General features: G+C 67.3%; 18 protein-coding genes and 2 pseudogenes. 11 read left to right on the top strand and 9 right to left on the bottom strand.

Annotation, left to right across the window (positions count from 1 at the left end):
• Window positions 1–36 precede the first annotated feature (36 nt).
• From secD to G6N54_RS06770, 5 genes are read left to right on the top strand one after another with little or no spacing between them, the layout of a single operon-like run.
• Window positions 37–1,818, top strand: a complete 1,782-nt coding sequence (secD, locus tag G6N54_RS06790; RefSeq protein ID WP_163789173.1) for a protein translocase subunit SecD — start codon at window positions 37–39, stop codon at window positions 1,816–1,818.
• 4 nt (window positions 1,819–1,822) lie between these two features.
• Window positions 1,823–3,082 carry a protein translocase subunit SecF gene (gene secF / locus G6N54_RS06785; RefSeq protein WP_163789172.1) on the top strand — a complete coding sequence of 420 codons (1,260 nt, stop codon included), beginning with the start codon at window positions 1,823–1,825 and terminating at the stop codon, window positions 3,080–3,082.
• Window positions 3,083–3,087: 5 nt separating this feature from the next.
• A complete protein-coding gene (locus tag G6N54_RS06780) occupies window positions 3,088–4,737 on the top strand; it encodes an ABC transporter substrate-binding protein (protein WP_163789170.1) in 1,650 nt (549 codons plus the stop codon).
• The gene (locus G6N54_RS06775; RefSeq protein ID WP_163789168.1) at window positions 4,719–5,276 is read left to right on the top strand and encodes an adenine phosphoribosyltransferase; all 558 of its coding nucleotides are present in this window, start codon (window positions 4,719–4,721) and stop codon (window positions 5,274–5,276) included. The genes G6N54_RS06780 and G6N54_RS06775 overlap by 19 nt, the downstream gene beginning before the upstream one ends.
• Before the next feature lie 36 nt (window positions 5,277–5,312).
• Window positions 5,313–7,673: a RelA/SpoT family protein gene (locus tag G6N54_RS06770; RefSeq protein ID WP_163789166.1), complete on the top strand. Its 2,361-nt coding sequence runs from the start codon at window positions 5,313–5,315 to the stop codon at window positions 7,671–7,673.
• Window positions 7,674–7,676: 3 nt separating this feature from the next.
• On the opposite strand, the gene G6N54_RS06765 is transcribed toward G6N54_RS06770, so the two are convergent.
• The 3 genes and pseudogenes from G6N54_RS06765 to G6N54_RS06755 all read right to left on the bottom strand — a co-directional run bounded on the left by G6N54_RS06765 (window position 7,677) and on the right by G6N54_RS06755 (window position 12,238).
• Window positions 7,677–9,410 carry a protein kinase domain-containing protein gene (locus tag G6N54_RS06765; RefSeq protein ID WP_269475879.1) on the bottom strand — a complete coding sequence of 578 codons (1,734 nt, stop codon included), beginning with the start codon at window positions 9,408–9,410 and terminating at the stop codon, window positions 7,677–7,679.
• A gap of 51 nt (window positions 9,411–9,461) precedes the next feature.
• A pseudogene (locus G6N54_RS31265) lies at window positions 9,462–11,259 on the bottom strand (protein kinase domain-containing protein).
• A 79-nt stretch (window positions 11,260–11,338) separates the two neighbouring features.
• A complete protein-coding gene (locus G6N54_RS06755) occupies window positions 11,339–12,238 on the bottom strand; it encodes a peptidylprolyl isomerase (protein ID WP_163789164.1) in 900 nt (299 codons plus the stop codon).
• 105 nt (window positions 12,239–12,343) lie between these two features.
• Between G6N54_RS06755 and G6N54_RS06750 the strand changes: the two genes are divergently transcribed.
• The 4 genes from G6N54_RS06750 to G6N54_RS06735 all read left to right on the top strand — a co-directional run bounded on the left by G6N54_RS06750 (window position 12,344) and on the right by G6N54_RS06735 (window position 16,299).
• On the top strand, window positions 12,344–13,018 hold the full coding sequence (locus tag G6N54_RS06750) for an MBL fold metallo-hydrolase (protein ID WP_163789162.1): 675 nt from the start codon (window positions 12,344–12,346) through the stop codon (window positions 13,016–13,018).
• Entirely contained in the window at window positions 13,015–14,286 is a 1,272-nt protein-coding gene (gene hisS / locus G6N54_RS06745; protein ID WP_163789161.1) for a histidine--tRNA ligase, read from the top strand. Before G6N54_RS06750 ends, hisS begins: the two co-directional genes overlap by 4 nt.
• A 126-nt stretch (window positions 14,287–14,412) precedes the next feature.
• Complete coding sequence (locus G6N54_RS06740) at window positions 14,413–14,694, top strand: PPE family protein, SVP subgroup (RefSeq protein ID WP_163789159.1); 282 nt, start codon at window positions 14,413–14,415, stop codon at window positions 14,692–14,694.
• A gap of 108 nt (window positions 14,695–14,802) precedes the next feature.
• Complete coding sequence (locus G6N54_RS06735; protein WP_163789157.1) at window positions 14,803–16,299, top strand: HNH endonuclease signature motif containing protein; 1,497 nt, start codon at window positions 14,803–14,805, stop codon at window positions 16,297–16,299.
• Window positions 16,300–16,314: 15 nt separating this feature from the next.
• Here the strand turns inward: G6N54_RS06735 and G6N54_RS06730 are convergent, their stop codons facing one another.
• Together G6N54_RS06730 and helR are read right to left on the bottom strand one after the other, a co-directional pair.
• A complete protein-coding gene (locus tag G6N54_RS06730; RefSeq protein WP_163789155.1) occupies window positions 16,315–17,625 on the bottom strand; it encodes an adenylate/guanylate cyclase domain-containing protein in 1,311 nt (436 codons plus the stop codon).
• A 9-nt stretch (window positions 17,626–17,634) separates the two neighbouring features.
• Window positions 17,635–19,839 (bottom strand): RNA polymerase recycling motor ATPase HelR, encoded by a 2,205-nt coding sequence (gene helR / locus G6N54_RS06725; protein WP_179969178.1) that lies wholly within the window; start codon window positions 19,837–19,839, stop codon window positions 17,635–17,637.
• 81 nt (window positions 19,840–19,920) lie between these two features.
• Here helR and G6N54_RS06720 point away from each other — a divergent pair, with 81 nt between their 5' ends.
• On the top strand, window positions 19,921–20,946 hold the full coding sequence (locus G6N54_RS06720; protein WP_163789153.1) for an Rv2578c family radical SAM protein: 1,026 nt from the start codon (window positions 19,921–19,923) through the stop codon (window positions 20,944–20,946).
• Between the two features lie 86 nt (window positions 20,947–21,032).
• The gene (locus tag G6N54_RS06715) at window positions 21,033–21,461 is read left to right on the top strand and encodes a hypothetical protein (RefSeq protein ID WP_163794558.1); all 429 of its coding nucleotides are present in this window, start codon (window positions 21,033–21,035) and stop codon (window positions 21,459–21,461) included.
• Window positions 21,462–21,502: 41 nt separating this feature from the next.
• Here the strand turns inward: G6N54_RS06715 and ypfJ are convergent, their stop codons facing one another.
• From ypfJ to G6N54_RS31500, 4 genes and pseudogenes are all read right to left on the bottom strand, one after another.
• Window positions 21,503–22,381: a KPN_02809 family neutral zinc metallopeptidase gene (gene ypfJ / locus G6N54_RS06710; protein WP_163789151.1), complete on the bottom strand. Its 879-nt coding sequence runs from the start codon at window positions 22,379–22,381 to the stop codon at window positions 21,503–21,505.
• A gap of 19 nt (window positions 22,382–22,400) precedes the next feature.
• On the bottom strand, window positions 22,401–22,904 hold the full coding sequence (locus G6N54_RS06705; RefSeq protein ID WP_163789149.1) for an SRPBCC family protein: 504 nt from the start codon (window positions 22,902–22,904) through the stop codon (window positions 22,401–22,403).
• Between the two features lie 9 nt (window positions 22,905–22,913).
• A complete protein-coding gene (locus tag G6N54_RS06700; protein ID WP_372513167.1) occupies window positions 22,914–23,681 on the bottom strand; it encodes an oxidoreductase in 768 nt (255 codons plus the stop codon).
• A gap of 55 nt (window positions 23,682–23,736) precedes the next feature.
• Window positions 23,737–23,781, bottom strand: a pseudogene (locus tag G6N54_RS31500) (hypothetical protein); the annotation flags it as partial.
• Between the last annotated feature and the right edge of the window lie 34 nt (window positions 23,782–23,815).

The following is a 23,815-nucleotide window of genomic DNA, read 5'->3' as shown; positions in this document are numbered from 1 at the left end:
GGGTAAGAGACCGATCACCAAGGAGATATAAGGAAAGTGGCATCGTCTTCGGCGCCGGTGCACCCCGCCCGCCACCTGTCGGTTTTCTTCGTCTTGCTGATCGGCGCTTACCTGCTGGTGTTTCTCACCGGGGACAAGCACGCCGCCCCGAAGCTGGGCATCGACCTGCAGGGCGGCACCCGGGTCACGCTGACCGCGCGCACCCCGGACGGCTCGCGCCCGAGCCGGGAAGCGCTGGCCCAGGCGCAGCAGATCATCAGCGCGCGCGTCAACGGTCTGGGCGTCTCCGGTTCGGAGGTCGTGGTCGACGGAGACAACTTGGTCATCACCGTGCCCGGCAACGACGGCAACGAGGCCCGCAACCTGGGACAGACCGCCCGGCTTTACATTCGCCCGGTGCTGAACTCCTCGCCGGCGCAGGCCGCCGAACCCAAGCCGCCCGCCGGCCAGCCACCTGCCGGGCAGCCCGCACCGCCGCCTGCTGGGCAGCCCGCACCGCCGCCCGCCGGGCAGCCCGCACCGCCTCCCGGCCACCCCGCACCGTCCGGGCGGCCGGCGCCGCAGCCGCGTCCCTACCCGCAGGCCCCCCCGCCTTCGCCTAGCCCGGCACCCGCTCCAAGCCCCGCGCCGGCACCCGGCGGCCCGGCCGCCGATGCGCCGCCGCCGGAGGTGCCGGGGCCGCCCGATCCGCGCAAGGACCTCGCCGACCGCATCAAGGTGATGAAGGACTTCCGGCAGAGCAACAACCCCTACATCCAGATGGTTGCTCAGCAGTGGATGGCCGCCCACTGCGACAAAGAGGACATTCTGGCCGGTAACGACGACCCTGCGCTGCCCCTGATCACCTGCTCCACCGACCACAAGTACGTATACATGCTGGGGCCCTCGATCATCAGTGGCGATCAGATCCAGGACGCCAGCTCGACGATGAACCAGCGCGGCATCGGCTACGTCGTCGACGTTCAGTTCAAGCCCGCCGCGGCGAACACCTGGGCCGATTTCACCGCTGCCCATATCGGCACCCAGACCGCGTTCACGCTGGACTCCCAGGTCGTCAGCGCGCCGATGATCCAGGAAGCGATCCCCGGCGGTCGCACCCAGATCTCCGGCGGCGACCCGCCGTTCACCGCCACGACCGCCAAGCAGTTGGCCAACGTCCTGAAATACGGCTCGCTGCCGCTGTCCTTCGAATCGTCGGAGGCCCAAACCGTCTCTGCGACACTGGGATTGACCTCGCTGCGCGCGGGGCTGATCGCGGGCGGAATCGGATTGATCCTGGTGCTGCTCTACTCGCTGCTGTATTACCGGGTGCTGGGATTGCTGACCGCGGTATCCCTGATCGCTTCCGGCGCAATGATTTTCGCGATCCTGGTGCTGTTGGGTAGACAGATCAACTACACCCTGGATCTGGCCGGTATCGCCGGTCTGATCATCGGTATCGGTACCACCGCCGACTCGTTCGTGGTGTTCTTCGAGCGCATCAAGGACGAGATACGCGAAGTCAAGAGCTTCCGGTCGGCGGTGCCACGAGGCTGGGACCGTGCCCGCCGGACGATCTTGTCGGGTAACTCCGTCACCTTCCTCGCCGCGGCGGTGCTGTACGGCCTGGCGATCGGCCAGGTGCGCGGATTCGCCTTCACGTTGGGGCTGACCACGGTCCTCGACGTCGTCGTGGTGTTCCTGGTGACCTGGCCGCTGGTGTTCCTGGCCTCGAAGTCCCGGACGCTGGCAAAGCCCGCGTACAACGGTCTGGGCGCGGTCCAGCAGGTCGCCCGCGAACGCCACGCTTCGCCGAACGTGAAGACGGGACGGGGGTAACGCGATGACGTCGAAGGATAAGGCCGAACTCACCGAAGCGAGTGACGACGCGGTTGAGCTGACGTCGGATTCCAGCGCGCAGCAGCCGCACCACAGCTTCATCTCGCGGCTCTACACCGGAACCGGTGCGTTCGAGGTGATCGGACGGCGCCGGTTGTGGTACGGCATCAGCGCGGCGATCGTCGCCATCGCGATCCTGTCGATCCTGCTGCGCGGCTTTACTTTCGGGATCGACTTCAAGGGCGGCACTACGGTCTCGTTCCCGCGCGGCAACGTCGCGACCTCGCAGGTGCAGGACGTGTTCCGCAAGACGCTGGGTCGTGACGCCGAGTCGGTGGTAATCGTCGGCAACGGCTCCTCGGCGACCGTGCAGATCAGCTCGGAAACGCTGTCCAACGACCAGACGACGAAGCTGCGCAACGCGCTGTTCGACGCATTCCAACCGAAGGGTACCGACGGCAAGCCCAACAAAGCGGCGATCAGTGACTCGGCGGTCTCGGAGACCTGGGGCGATCAGATCACCAACAAGGCGCTGATGGCGCTGGGCGTGTTCCTGGTGCTGGTCAGCGTCTACATCATGGTGCGCTACGAGCGCTACATGTCCATCTCCGCGCTGACCACGATGGTGTTCGACCTGACCGTCACCGCGGGCGTGTATTCGCTGGTCGGCTTCGAGGTCAGCCCGGCCACGGTGATCGGCCTGCTGACGATCCTCGGGTTCTCCCTGTACGACACCGTCATCGTCTTCGACAAGGTCGAAGAGAACACCAAGGACTTCCAGCACAGAAACCGGCGCACCTTCGCCGAGGAAGCCAACCTGGCGATCAACCAGACCTTCATGCGCTCGATCAACACCAGCCTGATCTCGGTCCTGCCGGTGCTGGCGTTGATGGTGGTGGCGGTGTGGCTGCTGGGCGTCGGCACGCTGAAGGACCTGGCGCTGGTGCAGCTGGTCGGCATCCTGGTCGGCACCTATTCGTCGATCTTCTTCGCCACCCCGCTGCTGGTCACGCTGCGTGAGCGCACCGAGCTGGTGCGAACCCACACCCGCCGCGTCCTCAAGCGACGCAAGCCCGGCACGCCCGAGCCGGCGGACAGTTCCAGCGACGATGCTTCCGGCACCGAGACCACCACGCGGGAGACCAAGAAGCCCGCGGCCGCGTCGGCCGGGTCCGCACCGAGCAAGCCGGCGCCGGGTGCCCGGCCCGTCCGACCCACCGGTACCCGGCGCCCGAGCGGCAAGCGAAACGCCGGCCGGCGGTAGCCGGGATGCTCAGGCGGGCCGCGACCGTTGCCCTGGCCGCGCCGCTCGTCGTCGCGGCCACGGTCACGGGGTGCTCGAGTAGCGCCGCCTCACAGATCGACTACGTCGTCGACGGCCGGCTGAGCACCTACAACACCAACACCACGGTCGGATTCGCGTCGGCCGGGGCGCAGGCGTTCGCCCGCACGCTGACCGGGTTCGGCTATCACGGACCCGACGGACAGGTCGTTGCCGACCACGACTTCGGCTCCGTCTCGGTGGTGAGTGGTTCGCCACTGGTCCTCGACTATCAGATCGCCGACAACGCGGTCTACTCCGACGGCAAGCCGTTAACCTGCGACGACCTGGTGCTCGCCTGGGCAGCCCAGTCGGGCCGGTTTCCCGGCTTCGACGCCGCCACCCAGGCCGGCTACGTCGACATCGCCAACATCGAATGCATACCGGGGCAGAAGAAGGCGCGGGTGTCGTTCATCCCGGACCGCGGCGTCGTCGACTACACCCAGCTCTTCGCCGCGACCACGATGATGCCGTCGCACGTCATCGCCGATCAGCTGAACATCGACGTGACCGCGACGCTGCTCAGCAACAACGCGGCGTTGGTCGCCCAGATCGCGCAGCTGTGGAACACCACCTGGGACCTCAAGCCCGGGCTCAAACACGACGACATCCTCAAGCGCTTCCCGTCGTCGGGCCCGTACAAAATCGAATCCGTTCTCGACGACGGCGCGGTGGTGCTCGTCGCCAACGACCGATGGTGGGGTCCCAAGGCGATCACCAAGCGGATCACCGTGTCGCCGCAGGCCCCCGACATCCAGGACCGGGTCAACAACCGCAGCGTCGACGTCGTGGATGTCGCGGCCGGGTCGTCGGGAACGCTGGCCACGCCGGACAACTACGAGCGGATCGACGCGGCGTCGGCGGGCATCGAGCAGCTGATCTTCGCCCCGCAGGGACCGCTGGCGCAGCCCAACGCCCGCCACGCGTTCGCGCTGTGCACGCCCCGTGACGTGATCGCGCACGACGCCGGGGTCCCGATCGCCAACTCGCGACTGTCTCCGGTCGCGGAGGATGCCGTCGCGCAGGCCGACGGTGCCGCCGAGGCGGGCCCGTTCAACAAGGCGGACCCCGTCGCCGCCCGCGCCGCGCTGACCGGCGCGCCGCTGGCGGTGCGGATCGGCTACCAGGGGCCCAACGCCCGGCTCGCCGTCACCGTCGGGACCATCACGAAGTCGTGCGCCGCGGCCGGCATCGCTGTCTCCAACGTCACCCTCGACACCTCGGGACCCCAGGCGCTGCGGGACGGAAAGATCGACGTTCTGCTGGCCAGCACGGGTGGAGCCAGCGGCAGCGGGTCCACCGGATCGTCGGCGATGGACGCCTACGATCTGCACAGCGGCAACGGCAACAACCTGTCCGCCTACGAGAATCCGCAGGTCGACGGGATAATCGGGGCGCTTGCGGTGTCCGGTGACCCGGCCGAGCGCGTTCGCCTGCTTGCGGAGGGAGCCCCGGTACTCTGGGGAGATATGCCGACCTTGCCCCTTTATCGCCAGCAGCGCACGTTGCTGATGTCGAAAAAGATGTACGCAGTCAGCGCGAATCCGACCCGCTGGGGCGCGGGCTGGAACATGGACCGATGGGCTTTGATGCAGTGACGAGTACTCGCGAGGACAGGGCCTTGGCCGACCTCATCGCATCGTTGACCCGTGACGTTGCCAACTTCCCGAAGCAGGGAGTCCAGTTCAAGGACCTCACCCCGCTGTTCGCCGACCGGACGGCCATGACCGCGGTCATCGGCCCGCTGGCCGAGATCTGCGCCGGCGTCGATCTTGTCGCCGGCATCGAGTCACGCGGGTCGCTGGTGGCCGCGGCCGTCGCCGCCCGGCTGGGCACCGGGGTGCTGTCCATCCGCAAGGAGGGAAAGCTGCCGCCGCCGGTGCTGCACGAGGAGTACGACCGCGAGTACGGTCCCGCGGCGATCGAGATTCCGGCCGACGGTCTGGACTTACGCGGAACCAGCATCATGATCATCGACGACGTGCTGGCCACCGGCGGGACTCTCGGCGCGGCGAACCGCCTGTTGCAGCGAGCCCGAGCCAATGTGGCCGGCGCGGCCGTGCTGGTGGAGATCACCGCGCTGGGCGGCCGGGAGGCGGTAGCGCCTTTGGAGGTACAAAGCTTGAGCCGCGTCTAGCCGCGCGGGATATCCTCGAGGTCGGAGGTGACCAACGTGGCGGATGAGCAAGGCACGGCGCAAGCCGTTGTGCCGCCCACCGACTCGCTACCGCCTGTTGAGGCGCCGGAGCCACCAACCGAAACCCTGAAGACGACGAGCAGCGCGTCTCGTCGGGTCCGGGCCCGGCTGGCCCGGCGGATGACCGCCCAGCGCAGCGCGTTCAATCCCGTGCTCGAGCCACTGGTGGCGGTGCACCGGGAGATCTATCCGAAGGCGAACTTCTCGATGCTCAACCGGGCGTTCGAGGTAGCCGACCAGCGTCACGCCAGTCAATTGCGGCGTTCCGGCGACCCCTACATCACGCACCCGCTGGCCGTCGCCAACATTCTCGCCGAATTGGGCATGGACACCACCACTTTGGTGGCCGCGCTGCTGCACGACACCGTCGAGGACACGGGGTACACGCTGGAGGCCTTGAGCGAGGAATTCGGCGAAGAGGTAGGCCACCTCGTCGACGGGGTCACCAAACTGGACCGCGTCGAGCTGGGCAACGCCGCCGAGGGCGAGACCATCCGCAAGATGATCACCGCGATGGCGCGCGACCCACGGGTGCTGGTGATCAAGGTGGCCGACCGGCTGCACAACATGAGGACCATGCGCTTCCTGCCGCCGGAAAAGCAGGCACGCAAAGCCCGCGAGACGTTGGAAGTGATTGCGCCGCTTGCACATCGGCTGGGCATGGCCAGCGTCAAGTGGGAGCTGGAAGACCTGTCGTTCGCGATCCTGCACCCGAAGAAGTACGAGGAGATCGTTCGCCTGGTCGCCGGGCGCGCGCCGTCCCGGGACACCTACCTGGCCAAGGTTCGCGCTGAAATCGTCGCCACGCTGGGGGCATCGAAGATCAAGGCGACCGTGGAGGGGCGCCCGAAGCACTACTGGTCGATCTATCAGAAGATGATCGTCAAGGGCCGTGACTTCGACGACATCCACGACCTGGTCGGCATCCGCATCCTGTGCGACGAGATCCGGGACTGCTACGCCGCGGTGGGCGTGGTGCACTCGCTCTGGCAGCCGATGGCGGGGCGGTTCAAGGACTACATCGCCCAGCCCAGATACGGTGTCTACCAATCACTGCACACCACGGTCGTCGGGCCGGAGGGCAAGCCGCTGGAGGTGCAGATCCGCACCCGCGACATGCACCGCACCGCGGAATACGGCATCGCCGCGCACTGGCGCTACAAGGAAGCCAAGGGCCGCAACGGTGTTCTGCATCCGCATGCCGCCGCCGAGATCGACGACATGGCCTGGATGCGTCAGCTGCTTGACTGGCAACGTGAGGCCGCCGATCCGGGCGAGTTCCTGGAGTCGTTGCGTTACGACCTTGCGGTGCAAGAACTTTTCGTGTTCACCCCCAAGGGGGGCGTGGTCACGCTGCCGACCGGGTCGACGCCGGTGGACTTCGCCTACGCCGTGCACACCGAGGTCGGCCACCGGTGCATCGGCGCCCGCGTCAACGGGCGACTGGTGGCGCTGGAGCGCAAGCTCGAAAACGGGGAAGTCGTCGAGGTTTTCACCTCGAAGGCGCCCAACGCCGGGCCGTCGCGGGACTGGCAGCAGTTCGTGGTGTCGCCGCGGGCGAAGGCGAAGATCCGGCAGTGGTTCGCCAAGGAGCGCCGCGAGGAGGCGCTGGAGGCCGGCAAGGAGGCGATGGCCCGCGAGGTCCGCCGCGGCGGACTTCCGTTGCAGCGCTTGGTCAATGGTGAGGCCATGGCGGCGGTGGCCCGCGAGCTGCACTACACCGACGTGTCCGCGATGTACACCGCGATCGGTGAGGGACATGTGTCGGCGCGCCACGTCGTGCAGCGACTGCTGGCCGAGCTCGGCGGCATCGACCAGGCCGAAGATGACCTCTCCGAAAGGTCCACGCCGACAACGATGTTGCGCCGGCCGCGCAGCACCGACGACGTGGGCGTTTCGGTGCCAGGCGCCCCGGGTGTGTTGTCCAAACTGGCGAAGTGCTGCACCCCGGTGCCGGGTGATCCGATCATGGGCTTCGTCACCCGCGGCGGCGGAGTCAGCGTGCACCGCACCGACTGCACCAATGCCGCGTCACTGCAGCAGCAGGCCGAGCGGATCATCGAGGTGCTCTGGGCGCCGTCGCCGTCGTCGGTATTCCTGGTGGCCATTCAGGTCGAGGCCCTCGACCGTCACCGGCTGCTCTCCGATGTCACCCGGGTACTGGCCGACGAGAAGGTGAACATCCTGTCGGCGTCGGTCACCACCTCCGGTGACCGAGTTGCCATCAGCCGCTTCACTTTTGAGATGGGCGACCCCAAGCACCTCGGGCACCTGCTCAACGTCGTGCGCAATGTCGAAGGCGTGTACGACGTCTACCGCGTGACGTCTGCCGCGTAGTTTTCAGTCGATCCGCACCGAGGTGATCGTGACCGTCTTGGCGGGCAGGCCGTCGTCGGTGTTGCCGAGAACACCTGCCTTCACGATATTGTCGATCGTCGCCAGGCCCGCTTCGTCGATCGTCGCGAAGACCGTGAAGGTCGGCTCCGACACGCTGTCCTTGTAGAACATGTTGAACTGGCTCTGGTTAGTGTCGGGTGCGAGGCCATTGGCCATCGACACGGTGCCGCGCGGATACAACACGGGCTGTTTGAGCGCGGGGTCGTTCGGGCCGTACTGGTTGACGGGGTATTCGTCGGCGTACTGATAACCGGGTCCGCCGCTGCCCTCGTTCTCCGGACCGCCACACTGCAGCAGTCCGAAGTCGGACTGGGTAATCAGCCTGCCGCACTGGGTGCCGTTGAAGAACTGCTGTTTCACCAGGCTGACGAAGCTGTTCACCGTGCACGGGGCCTTGGCATTGTCAAGTTCTAGGCCGATGTCACCGACGTTGGTGGAGATCGTGGCTCTGATCACGGGCGGATCGGTGGACACCCTGCCGGACGGCGGAGGATTGGCGGGCTTGAGTGCCTGATCCTGCGTCGGCGGGTACTGGCAGTTGGCGCCGAGGTCGGGAGGCGGCGCAAACACCGGCAGTGCCGGAACGGGGGCACCCGGCGCGACGCCGGGCCGGGGCGCCTTGGTGTGCACCGGAAACCGCACCGCCGTACTGGTTGTGCCCGTTGAGGATCCACCGCCGCTGTGGGTGACCAGGACGATCACCAGCGCCACCACCGCGGCGAGTGCCACCACCGATCCGCCGACGATGCCCAGGATCAATCGCCGTGAATTCCCCGGGTTGGGTTGCTGCGACGAACCGGCCGGCTGCGACGCCCCAGCCGGAGCTTGGGGTGGGGGCGGACTCCACGCCGCCGTGGCGGTGGGGCCCGTCAGCGCCGCCCTGGCCGCTTGCGCGAGTTCGATGGCCGTCTGGAAGCGCTGGTCGACGTCTTTTGCCATGCCGCGGGCCACCACCGCGTCGAGTGCCTGCGATACGTCCGCCGAGGCGGCCGAAGGTCGCGGCGGCGAGATGTTCAGATGCCCGTTGAGCTGCTCTTCCATGCTGTCGCCGGGGTAGGGTAGGCGTCCGGTCAGGCATTCGTAGAGCACGCAGGCCAGCGCGTAGACGTCGGCGCGGTGATCGGCGATACCGCGGAAGCGCTCCGGGGCCATGTAGGCCATCGTGCCCATCGTGTGCCCGGTGTGGGTCAGCGCGGTGTCGGCGGCGGTGCGCGCGAGCCCGAAGTCGATCAGATAGACGAAATCGCGGGCCGACACCAAGATGTTAGACGGCTTGATGTCGCGGTGGATCAGCCCGACTCCGTGGGCGGTATCCAGTGCTGCGGCAACCTGTTCGACGACCGCGACGGCGCGTTCGGGGCTGAGCCGGCCCCCGTTTTCGCCGATGTAGGCGGCCAGGTCGCGGCCCTCGATCAGCCGCATGTCGACATAGAGCCGGCCGTCGATCTCGCCGTAGCTGTGGATCGGCACCATGTGCGGATCGCTCAGGCTCGCCGCGATGCGTGCTTCCCGGCGGAAGCGGGTTTGAAATTCTTCGTCGTCGGCCAGATGCGCGGGCAGCACCTTGAGCGCAACCACGCGATCCGTGCTGGTGTCATAGGCACGAAAAACCTGCCCCATGCCACCGCGGCCCAGCAACTCGCGCAGTTCGTAATGTCCGAATACATCCGTCGACACCCACCGACCATAAGCCGTTGCGCGCGCCAAGTCGGCGCAACAGCTTTCGTGTCAGCCGATCCGTACCGAGCTGATCGTCACCGGGGAAGTGGGCAGACCGCTGTCGCGATTACCGGCCACCCCCGCGGCGGCGATCTTGTCGAGGACCGACAGGCCGGCCTGGTCGATGGTGCCGAGCACCGTGTTCACCGGGGGCATTTCGCCGTCCTTGAAGAACAAGACGAACTGACTGGGGTTGGTGTTGGGCCCCTCGTTGGCCAGCGCCAGCGTCCCGCGCGGATACAGCACGGACACCCTGAGTGCGGGGTCCCCCGGTGGGTACTGGTTGACGGGGTATTCGTCGTTGAAGATGTAATTCGGTCCGCCGGTGCCGTCACTGTCGGGACCACCGCACAAAAGCGTTCCGATATCAATGGCCTTGGTCAGCCGGGCGCAGACGGTGTTGGCGAAGAAGCGTTGCCGCGCCAGGCTGACGAAGCTGTTCACCGAACACGGAGCCTTGTCGTTGTCCAGCGTGATGCCGATATCGCCAAAGTTAGTGGAGATGGTCGCGGCGATTTGGGCAGGTTCGGTGCATACCCTCCCCGACGGGGGTGGGCTGACCGCCTTCGTTCCCGTTCCCTCCTGCGCGTCCGCCGGCACCGCGTGTATTGACAGTTGGCACCGAGGTCTGGCGGCGCAACGAATGGCGGCAACGGCGGCGTGCCAGCTGCGTTCGTGGCCGGGGTCGTCGGTCCGCCCGGTACCGGCCCGCCGAATTTGGGCGTCCTGGGGTGGGGCGCGGCGCTGGACGTCGCCTCGCTCGACGAGGAATCGTCGTGCGTCACCAGGGCAACGACCAGGATCGTCACCATCGCGAGGGTGAAGACCGAGGCGGCGACGATCCCGATGATCAGCCGCCGGTTCGAGCCCTGCGGGTGGGGTTGCTGCGGGGTATGGGCCGTCGGGGCCGGTCCATGTGGTGGGGGCGCCGGGGTGGCCGCTGTCGGTGGGTAGTGCGGTGGTGGTGGTGGGGTGGGCGTCGCGGCGGTTTCGCGGCCTGCCAGTGCGGCTTTGGCGGCTTGGGCGAACTCGATGGCCGTTTGGTAGCGGTGGTTGAGGTCCTTGGCCATGCCCCGGGCGATCACGTCGTCGAGGGCGGGCGGGACGCCGGGCGCGATGAACGAGGCCCGCGGCGGCGGGGTGTTCAAATGCGCGTTGAGCTGCTCTTCAAAGCTGTCGCCGGGGTAGGGCAGGCGTCCGGTCAGGCACTCGTAGAGCACGCAGGCCAGCGCGTAGACATCGGCGCGGTGATCCGTCATCCCCCGAAACCGCTCCGGGGCCATTTAGGCCATCGTGCCCATCGTGTGCCCGGTGTGGGTCAGCGCGGTGTCGGCGGCGGTGCGCGCGAGCCCGAAGTCGATCAGATAGACGAAATCGCGGGCCGACACCAAGATGTTGGACGGCTTGATGTCGCGGTGGATCAGCCCGACTCCGTGGGCGGTATCCAGTGCTGCGGCAACCTGTTCGACGACCGCGACGGCGCGTTCGGGGTTGAGCCGGCCCCCGTTTTCGCCGATGTAGGCGGCCAGGTCGCGGCCCTCGATCAGCCGCATGTCGACATAGAGCCGGCCGTCGATCTCGCCGTAGCTGTGGATCGGCACCATGTGCGGATCGCTCAAGCTCGCCGCGATGCGCGCCTCGCGCCGGAACCGCTGCTGAAATTCAGCGTCGTCGGCCAGATGCGCGGGCAGCACCTTGAGCGCAACCACCCGATCCGTGCTGGTGTCATAAGCCCGAAAAACCTGCCCCATACCCCGCGGCCCAGCAACTCACGCAGCTCGTAATGCCCGAATACCTCCGTCACCACGCAATGACGATAAGGGCTTACCCGCGCGGTCGCTGAATTCTGCCGAATCCGTGGCGATTCGTGGTGCGCCGCCCCGGGCTTAGTCGAGCAGGATCGATTTGATCGTGACTTCGCTGGTCGGGGCGCCGTCTTCACCACCGCCGTTGACGCCGCCCTTGGCAATCTTGTCCAGAACCGCCAGGCCGTCGGGCTGGATCGTGCCGAAGACCGTGTACTGGGGTGGCAGTTGGGAGTCCTTGTAGACCATGAAGAACTGGCTGCCGTTGGTGCCGGGCCCGGCGTTGGCCATCGCGAGGGTGCCACGCGGGTAGAGCACCGGCTCGCGCAGCTTGGGGTCGTTCGGCGGGTACTGGTCGGTCGGGTACTCGTTGGCGAATTGGTAGCCCGACCCGCCGGTGCCGTCCCCCTTGGGATCACCGCACTGCAGCACGCCCAGGGTATCCGAGGTGGTCAGCCGGTGGCACTTGGTGTTATCGAAGTACTTCTGGCCGATCAGGCTCGCGAAACTGTTGACCGTGCAAGGTGATTCATTGTTGGCCAGCATCAGGCCGATGTTGCCCTGGCTGGTCGCCATGCTGGCGCTCACCTGCGCCGGATCGGTCGGCACCTTGCCGGTGCGCGGCGCCTTGACCGGTTTGGCGGCCGGGTCCTGCGACGGCGGGTATTGGCAGTTGGCGCCGACGGTGTCGGACGGATTGAACGCTGGCAACGGCGGAACCGGCGGAACCTGCCCGGTTTGCGGAGTCGTCGTGCCCGACGCCGCGGGCGAGTTGCTGGTCGTCGGCGCGGCCGTGTTGTTGTTGTGCTTGTTGTTCGTGTTGATCACGGTGATTACCACAGCCGCGATCACCGCGATGGCCGCAACCGCGCCGCCGGCGATAACCAAGACGCGTCGCATGCGAGCTTGCTTCGCTCGGCGTTCGAGCTGCCGTTCGAGTTTGCGCTTGGCGTTGGCGCGTCGCTGTTCGTTGGTCGGCACGGCCGGTATGCCTCCATGGTTGTAAGTGGGGGCGGGGTTAGCAGGCTCAGGCTAATGCGGGCGGCGCGAGCGGTGTCAAGTGGCCCCCGTGGGAAACTGGGAATCGTGTTGATCACCGGATTTCCCGCCGGCATGTTGGCGTGCAACTGCTACGTGCTGGCCGAGCGACCCGGAGCGGACGCCGTCATCGTGGATCCGGGGCAGCGTGCGATGGCTCCGCTGCGGCGCATCCTCGACCAGAATCGGCTGACGCCGGCCGCGGTGCTGCTCACCCACGGGCACATCGACCACATGTGGTCGGCCCAGAAGGTGTCCGACACCTTCGGCTGCCCGACCTACATTCATCCCGAAGACCGGTTCATGCTCAAAGACCCGATTCACGGCATGGGGCCGCGGCTGGCGCAGGTGATGGCGGGTGCGCTCTTCCGTGAGCCCAAGCAGGTGGTCGAGCTCGACCGCGATGGCGACAAGATCGACCTGGGCAATGTCAGCGTCAACGTCGATCACACCCCCGGGCACACCCGCGGATCGGTGGTCTTCCGGGTGGCAGGGGGAACGAAGGACGGGAACGATCTCGTGTTCACCGGTGACACGCTGTTCGAGCGCTCGGTGGGCCGCACCGACCTGTTCGGCGGCAGCGGTCGCGACCTGCTGACGTCGATCATCGACAAGCTCTTGGTGCTCGACGACGACACCGTGGTGCTGCCCGGCCACGGCAACTCCACCACGATCGGCGCCGAGCGACGTTTCAATCCGTTTCTCGAAGGCCTGACCGGATGACGGAGTTCTCGTCCTTCTCGGCGCCCAAGGGCGTCCCGGATTACTTTCCACCCGACTCGGCGCAGTTCGTCGCGGTGCGCTCCGGTCTTCTCGGCGCCGCCCGCCGGGCCGGATACGGCGATATCGAGCTGCCCATCTTCGAGGACACCGGGCTGTTCGCCCGCGGCGTCGGCGAGTCCACCGACGTGGTGTCCAAGGAGATGTACACGTTCGCCGACCGTGGCGACCGCTCGGTGACACTGCGCCCGGAGGGCACCGCCGGGGTGGTGCGCGCGGTGATCGAACACGGTCTGGACCGCGGCGCGCTGCCGGTCAAATTGTGTTACGCCGGACCGTTTTTCCGCTACGAGCGTCCGCAGGCGGGCCGGTATCGCCAGCTGCAGCAGGTCGGCGTGGAGGCGATCGGTGTCGACGACCCGGCGCTGGACGCCGAAGTGATCGCGATCGCCGACGGCGGATTCCGGTCGCTGGGCCTGGACGGGTTCCGGCTGGAGATCACCTCGCTGGGCGACGAGAGTTGTCGGCCGCAGTACCGGGAGCTGTTGCAGGAGTTCCTGTCAGGGCTCGATCTGGACGAAGCAACGCAGCGACGCGCGCGACTCAACCCGCTGCGTGTGCTCGACGACAAACGGCCCGAGGTGAAGGCGATGACGGCCGACGCCCCGGTGCTGCTCGACCACCTCTCCGATGAGGCCAAACAGCACTTCGACACGGTGCTGGCGCACCTCGATGCGCTGGCTGTGCCCTACGTGATCAGCCCGCGGATGGTGCGCGGGCTGGACTACTACACCAAGACCACGTTCGAGTTCGTGCACGACGGGCTGGGCGCCCAATCGGGGATCGGCGGCGGTGGGCGCTACGACGGGCTGATGCGCCAGCTCGGCGGACAAGACCTGTCCGGCATCGGTTTTGGGCTCGGGGTGGACCGCACGCTGCTGGCATTGCGGGCCGAGGGCCGCAGCGTGGGGGAGACCACGCGCTGCGACGTCTTCGGGGTGGCGCTCAGTGACGCGGCCAAGCTGCGGCTGGCGGCGCTGGGCGGTGAACTGCGCGCGGTCGGTGTCCGGGTCGACATGGCCTACGGCGATCGAGGGCTCAAGGGCGCGATGCGGGCCGCCGACCGGTCGGGTGCCCGCATCGCGCTGGTCGCCGGTGATCGCGATCTGGAGTCCGCCACGATCGGGGTCAAGGATCTGGCGACCGGCGATCAGGTGGCGGTGCCGCTCGATTCGGTTGTCGCCGAGGTGCTTTCGCGTCTCGTGGGGTAAGTCCCTGTCGCGTGATCCGGCGCGCGGCGGAAGTTCAATGCGCTGTCATCAGAAATTTGACGGATCTGCAAACAAGTAGCCGGTTTTATCGTACGGTCGTTCCAGAGTTCGTGTAAGGAGGCGGCCGTGGACGGTGCCGAATCGCAAGGCGGGACAAAACGTCCGGTGGTGAAATCATTCCGCGACTTCTCCAGCGTTCGGGTGGAGTGCACCGCGCTGGGTGCGTCGCGCTCGCTGGGCTCACTCTCGGTGCCGCCGGCCTGGCCGAAGGCCACCCCGAAGTCCGAAATCCCCCCGCCCCCTGCCAAAGGCAAGCCGACCGGGCTTACTTACCAGGACGGCCTGATGGGTGTGATGACCGGGCGTCGCGCGGTTGATCCGGGGACGCCGTTGGCCGAGGAGGCCTGAGTACTGCGGCGTCTGGTGCGCCGTGGCCCCGGTGCCGGCCGTTTAAACCACTTGTGTCATTGGCGTTTCAGTGGGTTTCTTGTCGGCGACTCGCGGTATCATTCGAACATGGGTTCGATAGGCTGCGAAGAGATCCGGGAGATCTTCGAGCGGCGCCATCCGTCCACCACGCCTGACTCGGCGGCGTTGGTGGATCGCATTTGCTCGTCCGCCCGGTCCGAGAACCGGGCGGCGGCTGCCCAACTGGTGGCGATCGGGGACTTGTTCGCCTACCGACTGTCCCGATGCTCGGACACCGAAGATTGGGCTGTCGACACGATGGAGGCGGTGGCCGCCGAGGTGGCCGCGGCTTTGCAAGTGAGCCAGGGCCAGGCGGCCAGCCGCCTTCGATACGCCCGCGCGATGCGGGAGCGGCTGCCCAGCGTCGCGCAGGGATTCAAGGCCGGCGATATCGACTATCGGACATTTCAGACCATCGTTTATCGCACCGATCTGTTGACCGACGACGAGGTACTGGCCAGGGTGGATGCGGAGCTGGCCGTCAATGTGCCGCGTTGGCCATCGATGACGCAGGGTCGTTTCTGCGCGCAGGTCGACAAGATCGTCGTGCGAGCCGACGCGGATGCCGTACGGCGGCGCAAGAAACGGCAGTTCGACCGCGAGATCTGGATCGGAGATCTCGGCGATGGCATTTCCGGGATCCACGGTTCCCTGCTGACCCCCGACGCGCGGGCACTCGAAAAGCGGTTGAATACGTTGGCCGCCACGGTGTGTGAGCACGATCCGCGAGGTCGTGAACAGCGCCGGGCCGACGCGCTGGGAGCGTTGGCCGCGTCGGCCGATCGGCTGGGTTGCCGGTGTGGCCGAGCCGACTGCGCGGCGGGCGGGCGTCCGGCCGCCACGCCGGTCGTCATTCACGTGATCGCCGAGCAGGCCAGTATCGACGGCCGTGGCTCGATGCCCGCGTCGCAGCTCGGTGCGGACGGCCTGATCGCCCCGGAACTCGTTGCGGAACTGGCCAAGTCGGCCAGGCTGGTCCCGCTCGTTCATCTCGCCGACGCCCCGCCCGAACCCGGATACGTGCCTTCGGCGGCGCTGCGGGACTTTGTCCGCTGCCGAGACCTGACGTGCCGCTGGCCGGGTTGCGACCGGCCGGCGGTGGCGTGCGATCTCGACCATACGATCCCGTACGCCGACGGTGGCCCGACGCATGCGTCAAACCTCAAGTGTTACTGCCGGACTCATCATTTGGTCAAGACCTTCTGGGGGTGGCGCGACCAGCAGTTGCCCGACGGGACGCTGATCCTGACATCGCCGGGCGGGCAGACCCATGTCACCACACCGGGCAGCGCGCTGCTGTTTCCGACCCTGTGCGTAGCGGCCGGCGGTATGCCGGCACCCGAGGTCGACCCGCCGCAGGATTACTGCGGCGACCGCGCTGCGATGATGCCCAGGCGGTGCCACACTCGCGCGCAAAACCGCGGCGCGCGGGTCGCCGCCGAACGCCGACAGAATCGCGACGCCCGCACGGGCGCCCGAGAAACGCGCCCGACCTACGCGGGCCCGGCGCCATCCGAGACCGACGAAGAACCCCCGCCATTCTGATTGCTCAGCAACGGCTTACAGCGAAGCGACGGAGAACAGGCGCCATTCACCAGGCACGCCCTTGAGTTGCTGAGTGCCGCGCTCCTCGAATTCGAGTCCGGAACCGATCACGAGGTCGCGCAGCGTGCTGGACACGAGCACGTCGTTGGCCCCCGCGAGGGCACTCACCCGCGCCCCGATGTGCACACCGATCCCGTCGATATCGTCGCCGCGGACCTCGCACTCGCCGGTGTGCAGCCCGGCGCGCACCTCGATGCCGAGCGCATGCACGGCGTCGCGAATCGCCATGGCGCAGCGGATCGCTCGCTGCGGGCCATCGAACGTCGCGAGGAAGCCATCTCCCGACGTGTTCACCTCACGGCCTCGGAAGCGATTGAGCTGTGCGCGTACGACGGCGTCGTGCGCGTCGAGCAACGCGCGCCAATCGCGATCGCCCAGCTGCGCGGCGCGGCGCGTCGAGTCCACGATGTCGGTGAACAGCACGGTGGCGAGAACACGGTCGTCGGCCACGTCGGGCTGCTCGCCGGTGAGGAATTCGGCGATCTCCTGAAAGGAATCGCGCCACGGTTCGACGACGTGATAGAAGTTGCGCCCTGGCACCTCAACGAATTTCGCGCCCTCGATGAGATCGGCGACTTCCTTGCCCTTCTCCGGCGGAAGGAGCGGATCGTCGCTGTAATGGAGGACGAGGGTGGGTACGCGGACGGTCGGAAGAATTGCGCGCGCGCTCAGCTCGCTGACGAGTGGCAACACAAGTTCAACGGTGCGTGGGCTCGCCGCCAGGCGTTCGTGGCGTGCCCATGCAGCCCGAATCTCCTCATTCCACGGCATGTCCGGATTGAGCAGGTGTTCTAAATCGCCGGTTCCCCACAGCACCGGGGCCGCATCGCCGATTTCCTGCATCGCATTGGTCCGATCCGCCAGGTCTGCGTTGCTCTCGACCAAGACAAGCGCGGTTGTGCGGGACGGATGCGTGGCCGCGAACAGCGCCGGAGTCGCGAGTGCGCCCCCGTACGTGACCAGGGCCGCTTCGGAGATCCCGAGAGCGTCGAGCACCGCCGTGATGCTGTCGGCCCATTGCTCCAAGGTCGGCATTGCACCCAGCTCGACGGGATCGGAAACTCCGGTGCCCGGCTGATCGAAAAGGATCAATCGACCCAGCGTTGCCATCGCCTCGAACCAGCCCCGAGTTGACGGCAGCTCTGGAAACACCTCGCAGTTCGTGAACCAGTTGGGAACGAAGACAATGTCACGCTCACCTTCGGGCGACGCGCGGTAAGCGACCCGCAAGTCACCGTTGAGCGCATACCGCGTCTCCGAGAACACGGCCGAAGTCTAAATCCGGGTCTGAGTGCCTGTCTCGTACTCGGTCAAGCCGGCCAGCGCCTGCGGCAACGGGTCTCGGTGCAGGACACCGAGTCGCTGGGTCGCGCGGGTGAGGGCGACGTAGAGTTCGGCCGCGCCGCGGGGGCCGTCGGCGAGGATGCGTTGCGGGTCGACGACCAGCACGGCGTCGAACTCCAGGCCCTTGGTCTGCGACGCGGGCACTGTGCCGGGGACACCGGGTGGACCGATCACGATGCTGGTGCCTTCGCGGTCGGTCTCGTCGCGGACGAATTGGTCGATGGCGCTGGGTAATTCGTCGTCGGTGACCCGCCTCGACCAGGGCCGCACGCCGCTCGCGCGGACCGACTCCGGGGGCTGGACCCCGGGCGCGAACTCGTCGAGCAGCGCGGCCGCGACCGTCATGATCTCCTCCGGTGTCCGGTAGTTGACCGACAGCGCCCGGTACTCCCACCTGCCCGGCACGTACGGCTTGAGCATCTCTTCCCACGACGTCGCTCCGGCCACCGACCGGCGCTGGGCGAGATCGCCGACCACGGTGAAGGACCGGCCTGGGCAGCGTCGCATCAGTACTCGCCAGTCCATCTCGGACAGCTCCTGGGCCTCGTCGACGACGACGTGGCGATAGGTCCAATCCCGATCCGCCGCAGCACGTTCGGCGAGTTCGCGGGTATCGCGCTCGATGAAGCGGTCGGCCAGGTCCTCGGCGTAAATGATGTGCTGCGCGCGCAACTGTTCCTCGTCGTCCATCGAGTCCTCGCTCGCCATCTCGAGGATGTTCAGCACGCCGGCAGCGTACTCGGCCTCGTAATTCCGCTCCCGCTCGGCGCTCGCCGCGGCGGACTCGGCCGCCTTGTCGCGGCCCAGCAGATCGACCAGTTCGTCGAGCAGCGGCACGTCCGACACCGTCCACGGATCACCGGCCACGCGCAGCAGCGATTGGGGAGCACCCACGGCATGCAGTCGCTCGGGGGACAGGTACAGCGAAGTCAACAGTTCCTGCGGCGTGAGGATCGGCCAGAGCCGATCGAGCGCGGCGGTGAACTGTTCGTTGTCCGCGAGTTCGGCGAGCAGGTCGCCGCGCAGCTGCTCCCAGGCATTGCGGTCCTCGCGGGTCAGCCAGCCGCGGCCGATCCGCGCGATCGCCCGCTCGGTCAGCGCCCAGGTCAGGATGTCGACGAACACCGCGCGGGCCTGGTTGTGCGGCTGTCCACTGCCGCGCGCCTCCTCCCGCGCCCATCCCGCGATTTCGGCGTCGATGCGCATCGTGACGTCGGCCAGTTGGATCTCCAGCGGGCGTTCGGGCAGCCGCTGCCGGTCCGCGATCGCGGCGGCCAACACGTCGAGGATTCTCAGTGAGCCCTTGAACGCCGCAGCTTCCGGGCTGTCCTCGGCGGTGGCCTGCATGCCCGGAACCAGATCGCCCGGCGTCATGAACACCACGCTGGACTCGCCCAGCGACGGCAACACGCGATCGACGTGACGAAGGAACGCCGAATTCGGGCCCACCACAAGGACTCCGTGGCGTTCGATGCGCTCGCGCTGGGTGTACAGCAAGTACGCGACGCGGTGCAGCGCCACGACGGTCTTCCCGGTGCCGGGCCCACCTTCGATCACCAGGACGCCCGGGTGATCGAGCCGGATGATCTCGTCCTGCTGAGCCTGAATGGTCGCGACGATGTCGCGCATACCCTCGCCCCGGGGCGCATTGACCGCCGCCAGCAGGGCGGCATCGCCCTGCGCGTCGGCACCGGGCCGGCCGAACACCTCGTCGGTGAAGTCGACCACGCGCCGTCCGCGGGTGTGGAACTGGCGGCGCCGGTGCATGCCCTCGGGGCTCGCGGAGGTGGCGACGTAGAAGGCGCGAGCCGCCGGCGCCCGCCAGTCGAGCAGCAGCGGGTGGTATTCGTTGTCGGCGTCGAACAGGCCGATCCGGCCGATGTAGGAGCGTTCGCCGGAGAGGGCGTCCAGCCGCCCGAAGCACAGTCCGTAGTCCGCCACGTCGAGGCGCTTGACCTCCCTGGCCACCGCCCGGACCTCGGCGTCACGATCCGACAGGCTCTCGCCGCCATCGCCCAGCAATGCCACACGGAATTTGTCCTTCGCCCGTGCCCGTTCGGCGTCGAGCCGCGCATAGAGCTCGGTTACGTACGCCTGCTCGGACTGCAGTTCGTCGTCATACTCAGGATTCGACAAGTTCCCCTCCGCCACTTCTGGTCTCGGCCAAGTCTAGGGGGCCGGCTTGACACCGCATCGAACGAATGTTCGAATGTGGGAATGCGGTGGGCGGACCAGGCCGTCGCGGTCAACGGGGAACCGATCGACGACGGCGCATTGCCGGGTCTGCAGCGGATCGGTCTGGTCCGCAGCGTGCGCGCACCCCAGTTCGAGGGAATCACCTTTCACGAGGTGCTCTGCAAGTCGGCGCTCAACAAGATTCCGGAGGCGGCCGCGCTGCCGTTTCGGTACACCGTCAACGGCTACCGCGGCTGTTCGCACGCCTGCGGCTACTGTTTCGCCCGGCCCACTCACGAATATCTGCACTTCGATTCCGGGACCGATTTCGACACCCAGATCGTGGTCAAGACCAATGTCGCGGAGGTTTTGCGTCGCGAGTTGCGCCGGCCGTCGTGGCGAGGCGAAGCCGTCGCGCTGGGCACCAACACCGATCCCTACCAGCGCGCCGAGGGTCGCTACGCCCTGATGCCGGGCATCATCGGCGCCCTCGCCGAATCCGGCACCCCGCTGTCCATCCTCACAAAAGGCACCCTGCTCCGTCGCGACCTGCCGCTGATTTCCGCTGTCTCCCAACAGGTGTCGGTGTCGGTCGCGGTGTCGCTGGCGGTCGGGGATGCCGAGTTGCACCGCGACGTCGAACCGGGCACGCCGACACCGCAGGCGCGGCTGGGTCTGATCGCCGCGGTCCGCGACGCCGGCCTCGACTGCCACGTGATGGTCGCGCCGGTGCTGCCGCACCTGACCGACTCGGCCGAGCACCTCGACGGGCTGCTGGGCCAGATCGCGGCCGCCGGTGCGACCAGCGTGACCGTTTTCGGCCTGCATCTGCGTCGGTCGACCCGAGGGTGGTTCATGGCCTGGCTGACTCGTTCGCATCCCGAACTGGTCGGACGTTGCCGCGAGCTGTACCGGCGCGGAGCCTATCTGCCGCCGGACTATCGCGAGAGGCTGCGAACGCGGGCCGCGCCGCTGATCGCCAAACATCGGCTGACCGGCGACCAGCGGCCGTTCTCGCAAGCGCCGAAGGCCGCAGACCCGCAACCCGTCCAGGCGACCCTGTTCTAGTCGGGCTTCTCCCCGCGCGGCTGGTCAGGGTGAACGCCGGAGCCGTCGGTAACAAATCCGGTAGCGTTTTCGATATGACGAGCGTGATGACGAACCTGCGAAAAGGGACCAGCGCGGTCGCGTCGGCAACGTTTGCACTGGCCGGGGGAGTGATTCTCGGTCCGGCGACGGCGCATGCGGATGGCCATCAGGTGACCTACACGGTGACCAGTCCCAACAATCTGACCGCCACCGTCAACTACGTGAGTTCCGATCCGCCCAGTCAGGCCGCCTACAACGCGGACCCGTCGAAGTTCATGACCAGCGTGCAGGCCCCGCTCAGCGGCGGAACGCCGGTCACTTACACCGCCACCCTGGCGAACCCGAACCAGTACGCGACCATCAGCGCCAGCGGCATGCTGCACTGGCCGGATTCCGGCAACGGCCCCGCGCAGCTCCACTGCGAGATCGCGGTGGACGGTCAAGTGGTCGTCCACCAGGACGCCACCACGACCGCCACCTGCAAGCTCGGTTAGTTAGGGCTCGGCGCCGAGCTGAAAGGTCAGCTGGCCGGGGTCTAACCGAGGTCCGTCGCGGCGAACGTGTCGCACTGGTGCGGGTCTCCCGTCTGATACCCGACGGTAAACCACTTTTGGCGTTGCGCGGCCGATCCGTGGGTCCACGACTCGGGATTGACCCGGCCGGTCGACTCCTTCTGGATCCGGTCGTCGCCCACCGACGCGGCCGCCGAGAGGGCATCCTGAATATCCTTGTCGCTCAACGGTTCCAGGTACGGCACGCCGGTGCTCTGCTGTTTGACCGTCGACGCGTAGTGCGCCCAGATGCCGGCGTAACAGTCGGCCTGCAACTCGGTACGAACGCCGTTGCCGCCGGCGCCCTGCGCGCCCTGCTGGGAACGGCCCAGGATGCCCTGCAGTTGCTGGACGTGGTGACCGTATTCGTGGGCGACCACGTACTCCTGCGCGAAAGGCCCACCGCTGGAACCGAATTTATCGACCAGCTCCTTGAAGAAGTCGGTGTCGAAATACGCGGTCTGGTCCACCGGGCAGTAGAACGGCCCGACCGCGGTGGTGGCCGGTCCGCAGCCGGTGTTCACCGAACTGGTGAACAGGCGCACATGCGGGCGGGTGTAGTTCGGCATCAGCTGATGCCAGACCGCGTCCACGGAGTTGCCGGTGGCGACCACGCGACACTGCACGTACTTGTTGGCGTCGGCGCCGGTCTTGCACTGGCTCAGGTCGAAACCGGGCGCCGAGTAGCCGCCGGTGTTGGCGCCCTGCGGGGGCATTACCTTGCCCGGATCGATGCCGAAGAACAGGGCCGCGATCAGGATCAGCAGCCCGACGCCACCGCCGCCGAGGGCCATGCCCATGCCACCGCCACCGGACGACTCCGCGGTGCTGGTGTCGATCTGCATACCCTCGTTGAAGGTCATGATTTAGCTTTGCACACACCTAACGTTGTTGCGTAGCGGCAAATCGGCTGTCGGTGTAGCGCCGCAGGTTGCTCAGAAACCGGCGCAGGCCCAAGTTCAGCAGCGGCCCTACCACCACCATCGCCAAACGCGCGGGACCGGCGGGTTTCTGCGCCATCGTCCAGGTCAGCCGGCAGCCACCGGGGATGACCTCGACGCGATAGTCCTCGGCAAAGGCGGCGACGGCTGCCGTCGAGCACTGGTTGAACCGGAATGCCATGTGGGTGAACGGTTCCCAGGCGAGAAACTCCTCGTCGCCGGTGATGCCGCCGCGCATCTCGACGATGCGGGTGGTGCCGACCCCGCGCGGCTCGGGACTGGTCCAGGTCACCTTGGTGATCACTGACGCCCAGCGCGGCCAGGCATCGGCGTCGGCCAGCACGTCGAAAACCTGCTCGGGCGTGATGGCGAGGTCGACGCTGTTGCGGAACCGGAATGGCGCGGTCTCGATGAAGTCGAGATCGACGCGCTCACAGGGATGCATGGCTTGAATTTAGCTGGTGCCACTGCTGGCCGCGGCCAGCAGTGGCACCAGCACATCGCTGATCGGCGTCGCCAGGTTGTGCGCGCGTGCCTTGCGGATGATCACCCCGTTGCGGATGTCCCATTCCATCGGCCGGCGATACTCCCGGTCGGCCAGTATCGAGGTGCCCATGTCTTCGGGCGCCTGACGGAACATCCCGGTCAGCTCGTCGACCACGCTGTCCGGCAGCCGGGCCCCCTCGGCCCGCGCGACCGCGAGGCATTCGGCCACATACCGGCGCGACAAGGCGGCCACGTCGTCGCGGCGAAACATGCCGGACCGCCGCCCGGACAGCGCCATGAACCCGGCCAGCGCATTGGTCAGCAGCTTGCGCCAGCCCGCGGTGAGGAAGTCCGGGTCGCAGTCGACCCGGCAGCCGGCGCCCCGCAGCAGCTCGGCAACGGTGTGAGCCGAGGGACCGCTCGGCAGCACCAGGGCGGCTTCGGTGCGTAGCCGTACCCAACCCTGCGGCTGGGTCTCGGCGGAATACCAGACGATGCCCGGAACGACGGCCGACGACGGGCACAGCGGCTGAACCTGTTCGACCTGCTCGACGCCGTTCTGCAGCACGGTGACGATCGTGTGCTCGGCGCACAGGCGAGACAGCCAGCCCGCAGCGGCGTCGTTCTGGGTGGCCTTGACCGCCAGGATCACGACGTCGACGGATTCGGTGACGTCGGCGGGGTCGGTGCACACCGGCCCGGGCACCACGATCGGGTCCTGGCCGTCGGGACGCACTTCGATGCTGTCTGCGGGCGCTGCGCCCGCAGACCAGCAACGAATGCCCGGCCTGATACAGTAGTGCGGCGATCGTCGTACCGACGGCGCCCGGACCCACGAGTGCGATGTTTGTGGCGATAAAAGCGAAGTTA

The sequence above is a fragment of the Mycobacterium stomatepiae genome, assembly GCF_010731715.1.
In the GTDB taxonomy this organism is placed as follows: Bacteria; Actinomycetota; Actinomycetes; order Mycobacteriales; family Mycobacteriaceae; genus Mycobacterium; species Mycobacterium stomatepiae.
The sequence above is the reverse complement of the archived record's forward strand: the minus strand, read 5'-3'. Positions and strand labels throughout refer to the sequence as shown.

What these genes read in the sequence shown, in the direction of transcription:
- G6N54_RS06735 (WP_163789157.1), top strand. Translation starts at nt 14,803, where the DNA reads ATGGGTTCGATAGGCTGCGAAGAGATCCGGGAGATCTTCGAGCGGCGC.
- hisS (WP_163789161.1), top strand. Translation starts at nt 13,015, where the DNA reads ATGACGGAGTTCTCGTCCTTCTCGGCGCCCAAGGGCGTCCCGGATTAC.
- ypfJ (WP_163789151.1), bottom strand. Translation starts at nt 22,381, where the DNA reads ATGACCTTCAACGAGGGTATGCAGATCGACACCAGCACCGCGGAGTCG.
- G6N54_RS06715 (WP_163794558.1), top strand. Translation starts at nt 21,033, where the DNA reads ATGACGAACCTGCGAAAAGGGACCAGCGCGGTCGCGTCGGCAACGTTT.
- G6N54_RS06775 (WP_163789168.1), top strand. Translation starts at nt 4,719, where the DNA reads ATGGGCTTTGATGCAGTGACGAGTACTCGCGAGGACAGGGCCTTGGCC.
- G6N54_RS06705 (WP_163789149.1), bottom strand. Translation starts at nt 22,904, where the DNA reads ATGCATCCCTGTGAGCGCGTCGATCTCGACTTCATCGAGACCGCGCCA.
- G6N54_RS06780 (WP_163789170.1), top strand. Translation starts at nt 3,088, where the DNA reads ATGCTCAGGCGGGCCGCGACCGTTGCCCTGGCCGCGCCGCTCGTCGTC.
- secF (WP_163789172.1), top strand. Translation starts at nt 1,823, where the DNA reads ATGACGTCGAAGGATAAGGCCGAACTCACCGAAGCGAGTGACGACGCG.
- G6N54_RS06720 (WP_163789153.1), top strand. Translation starts at nt 19,921, where the DNA reads ATGCGGTGGGCGGACCAGGCCGTCGCGGTCAACGGGGAACCGATCGAC.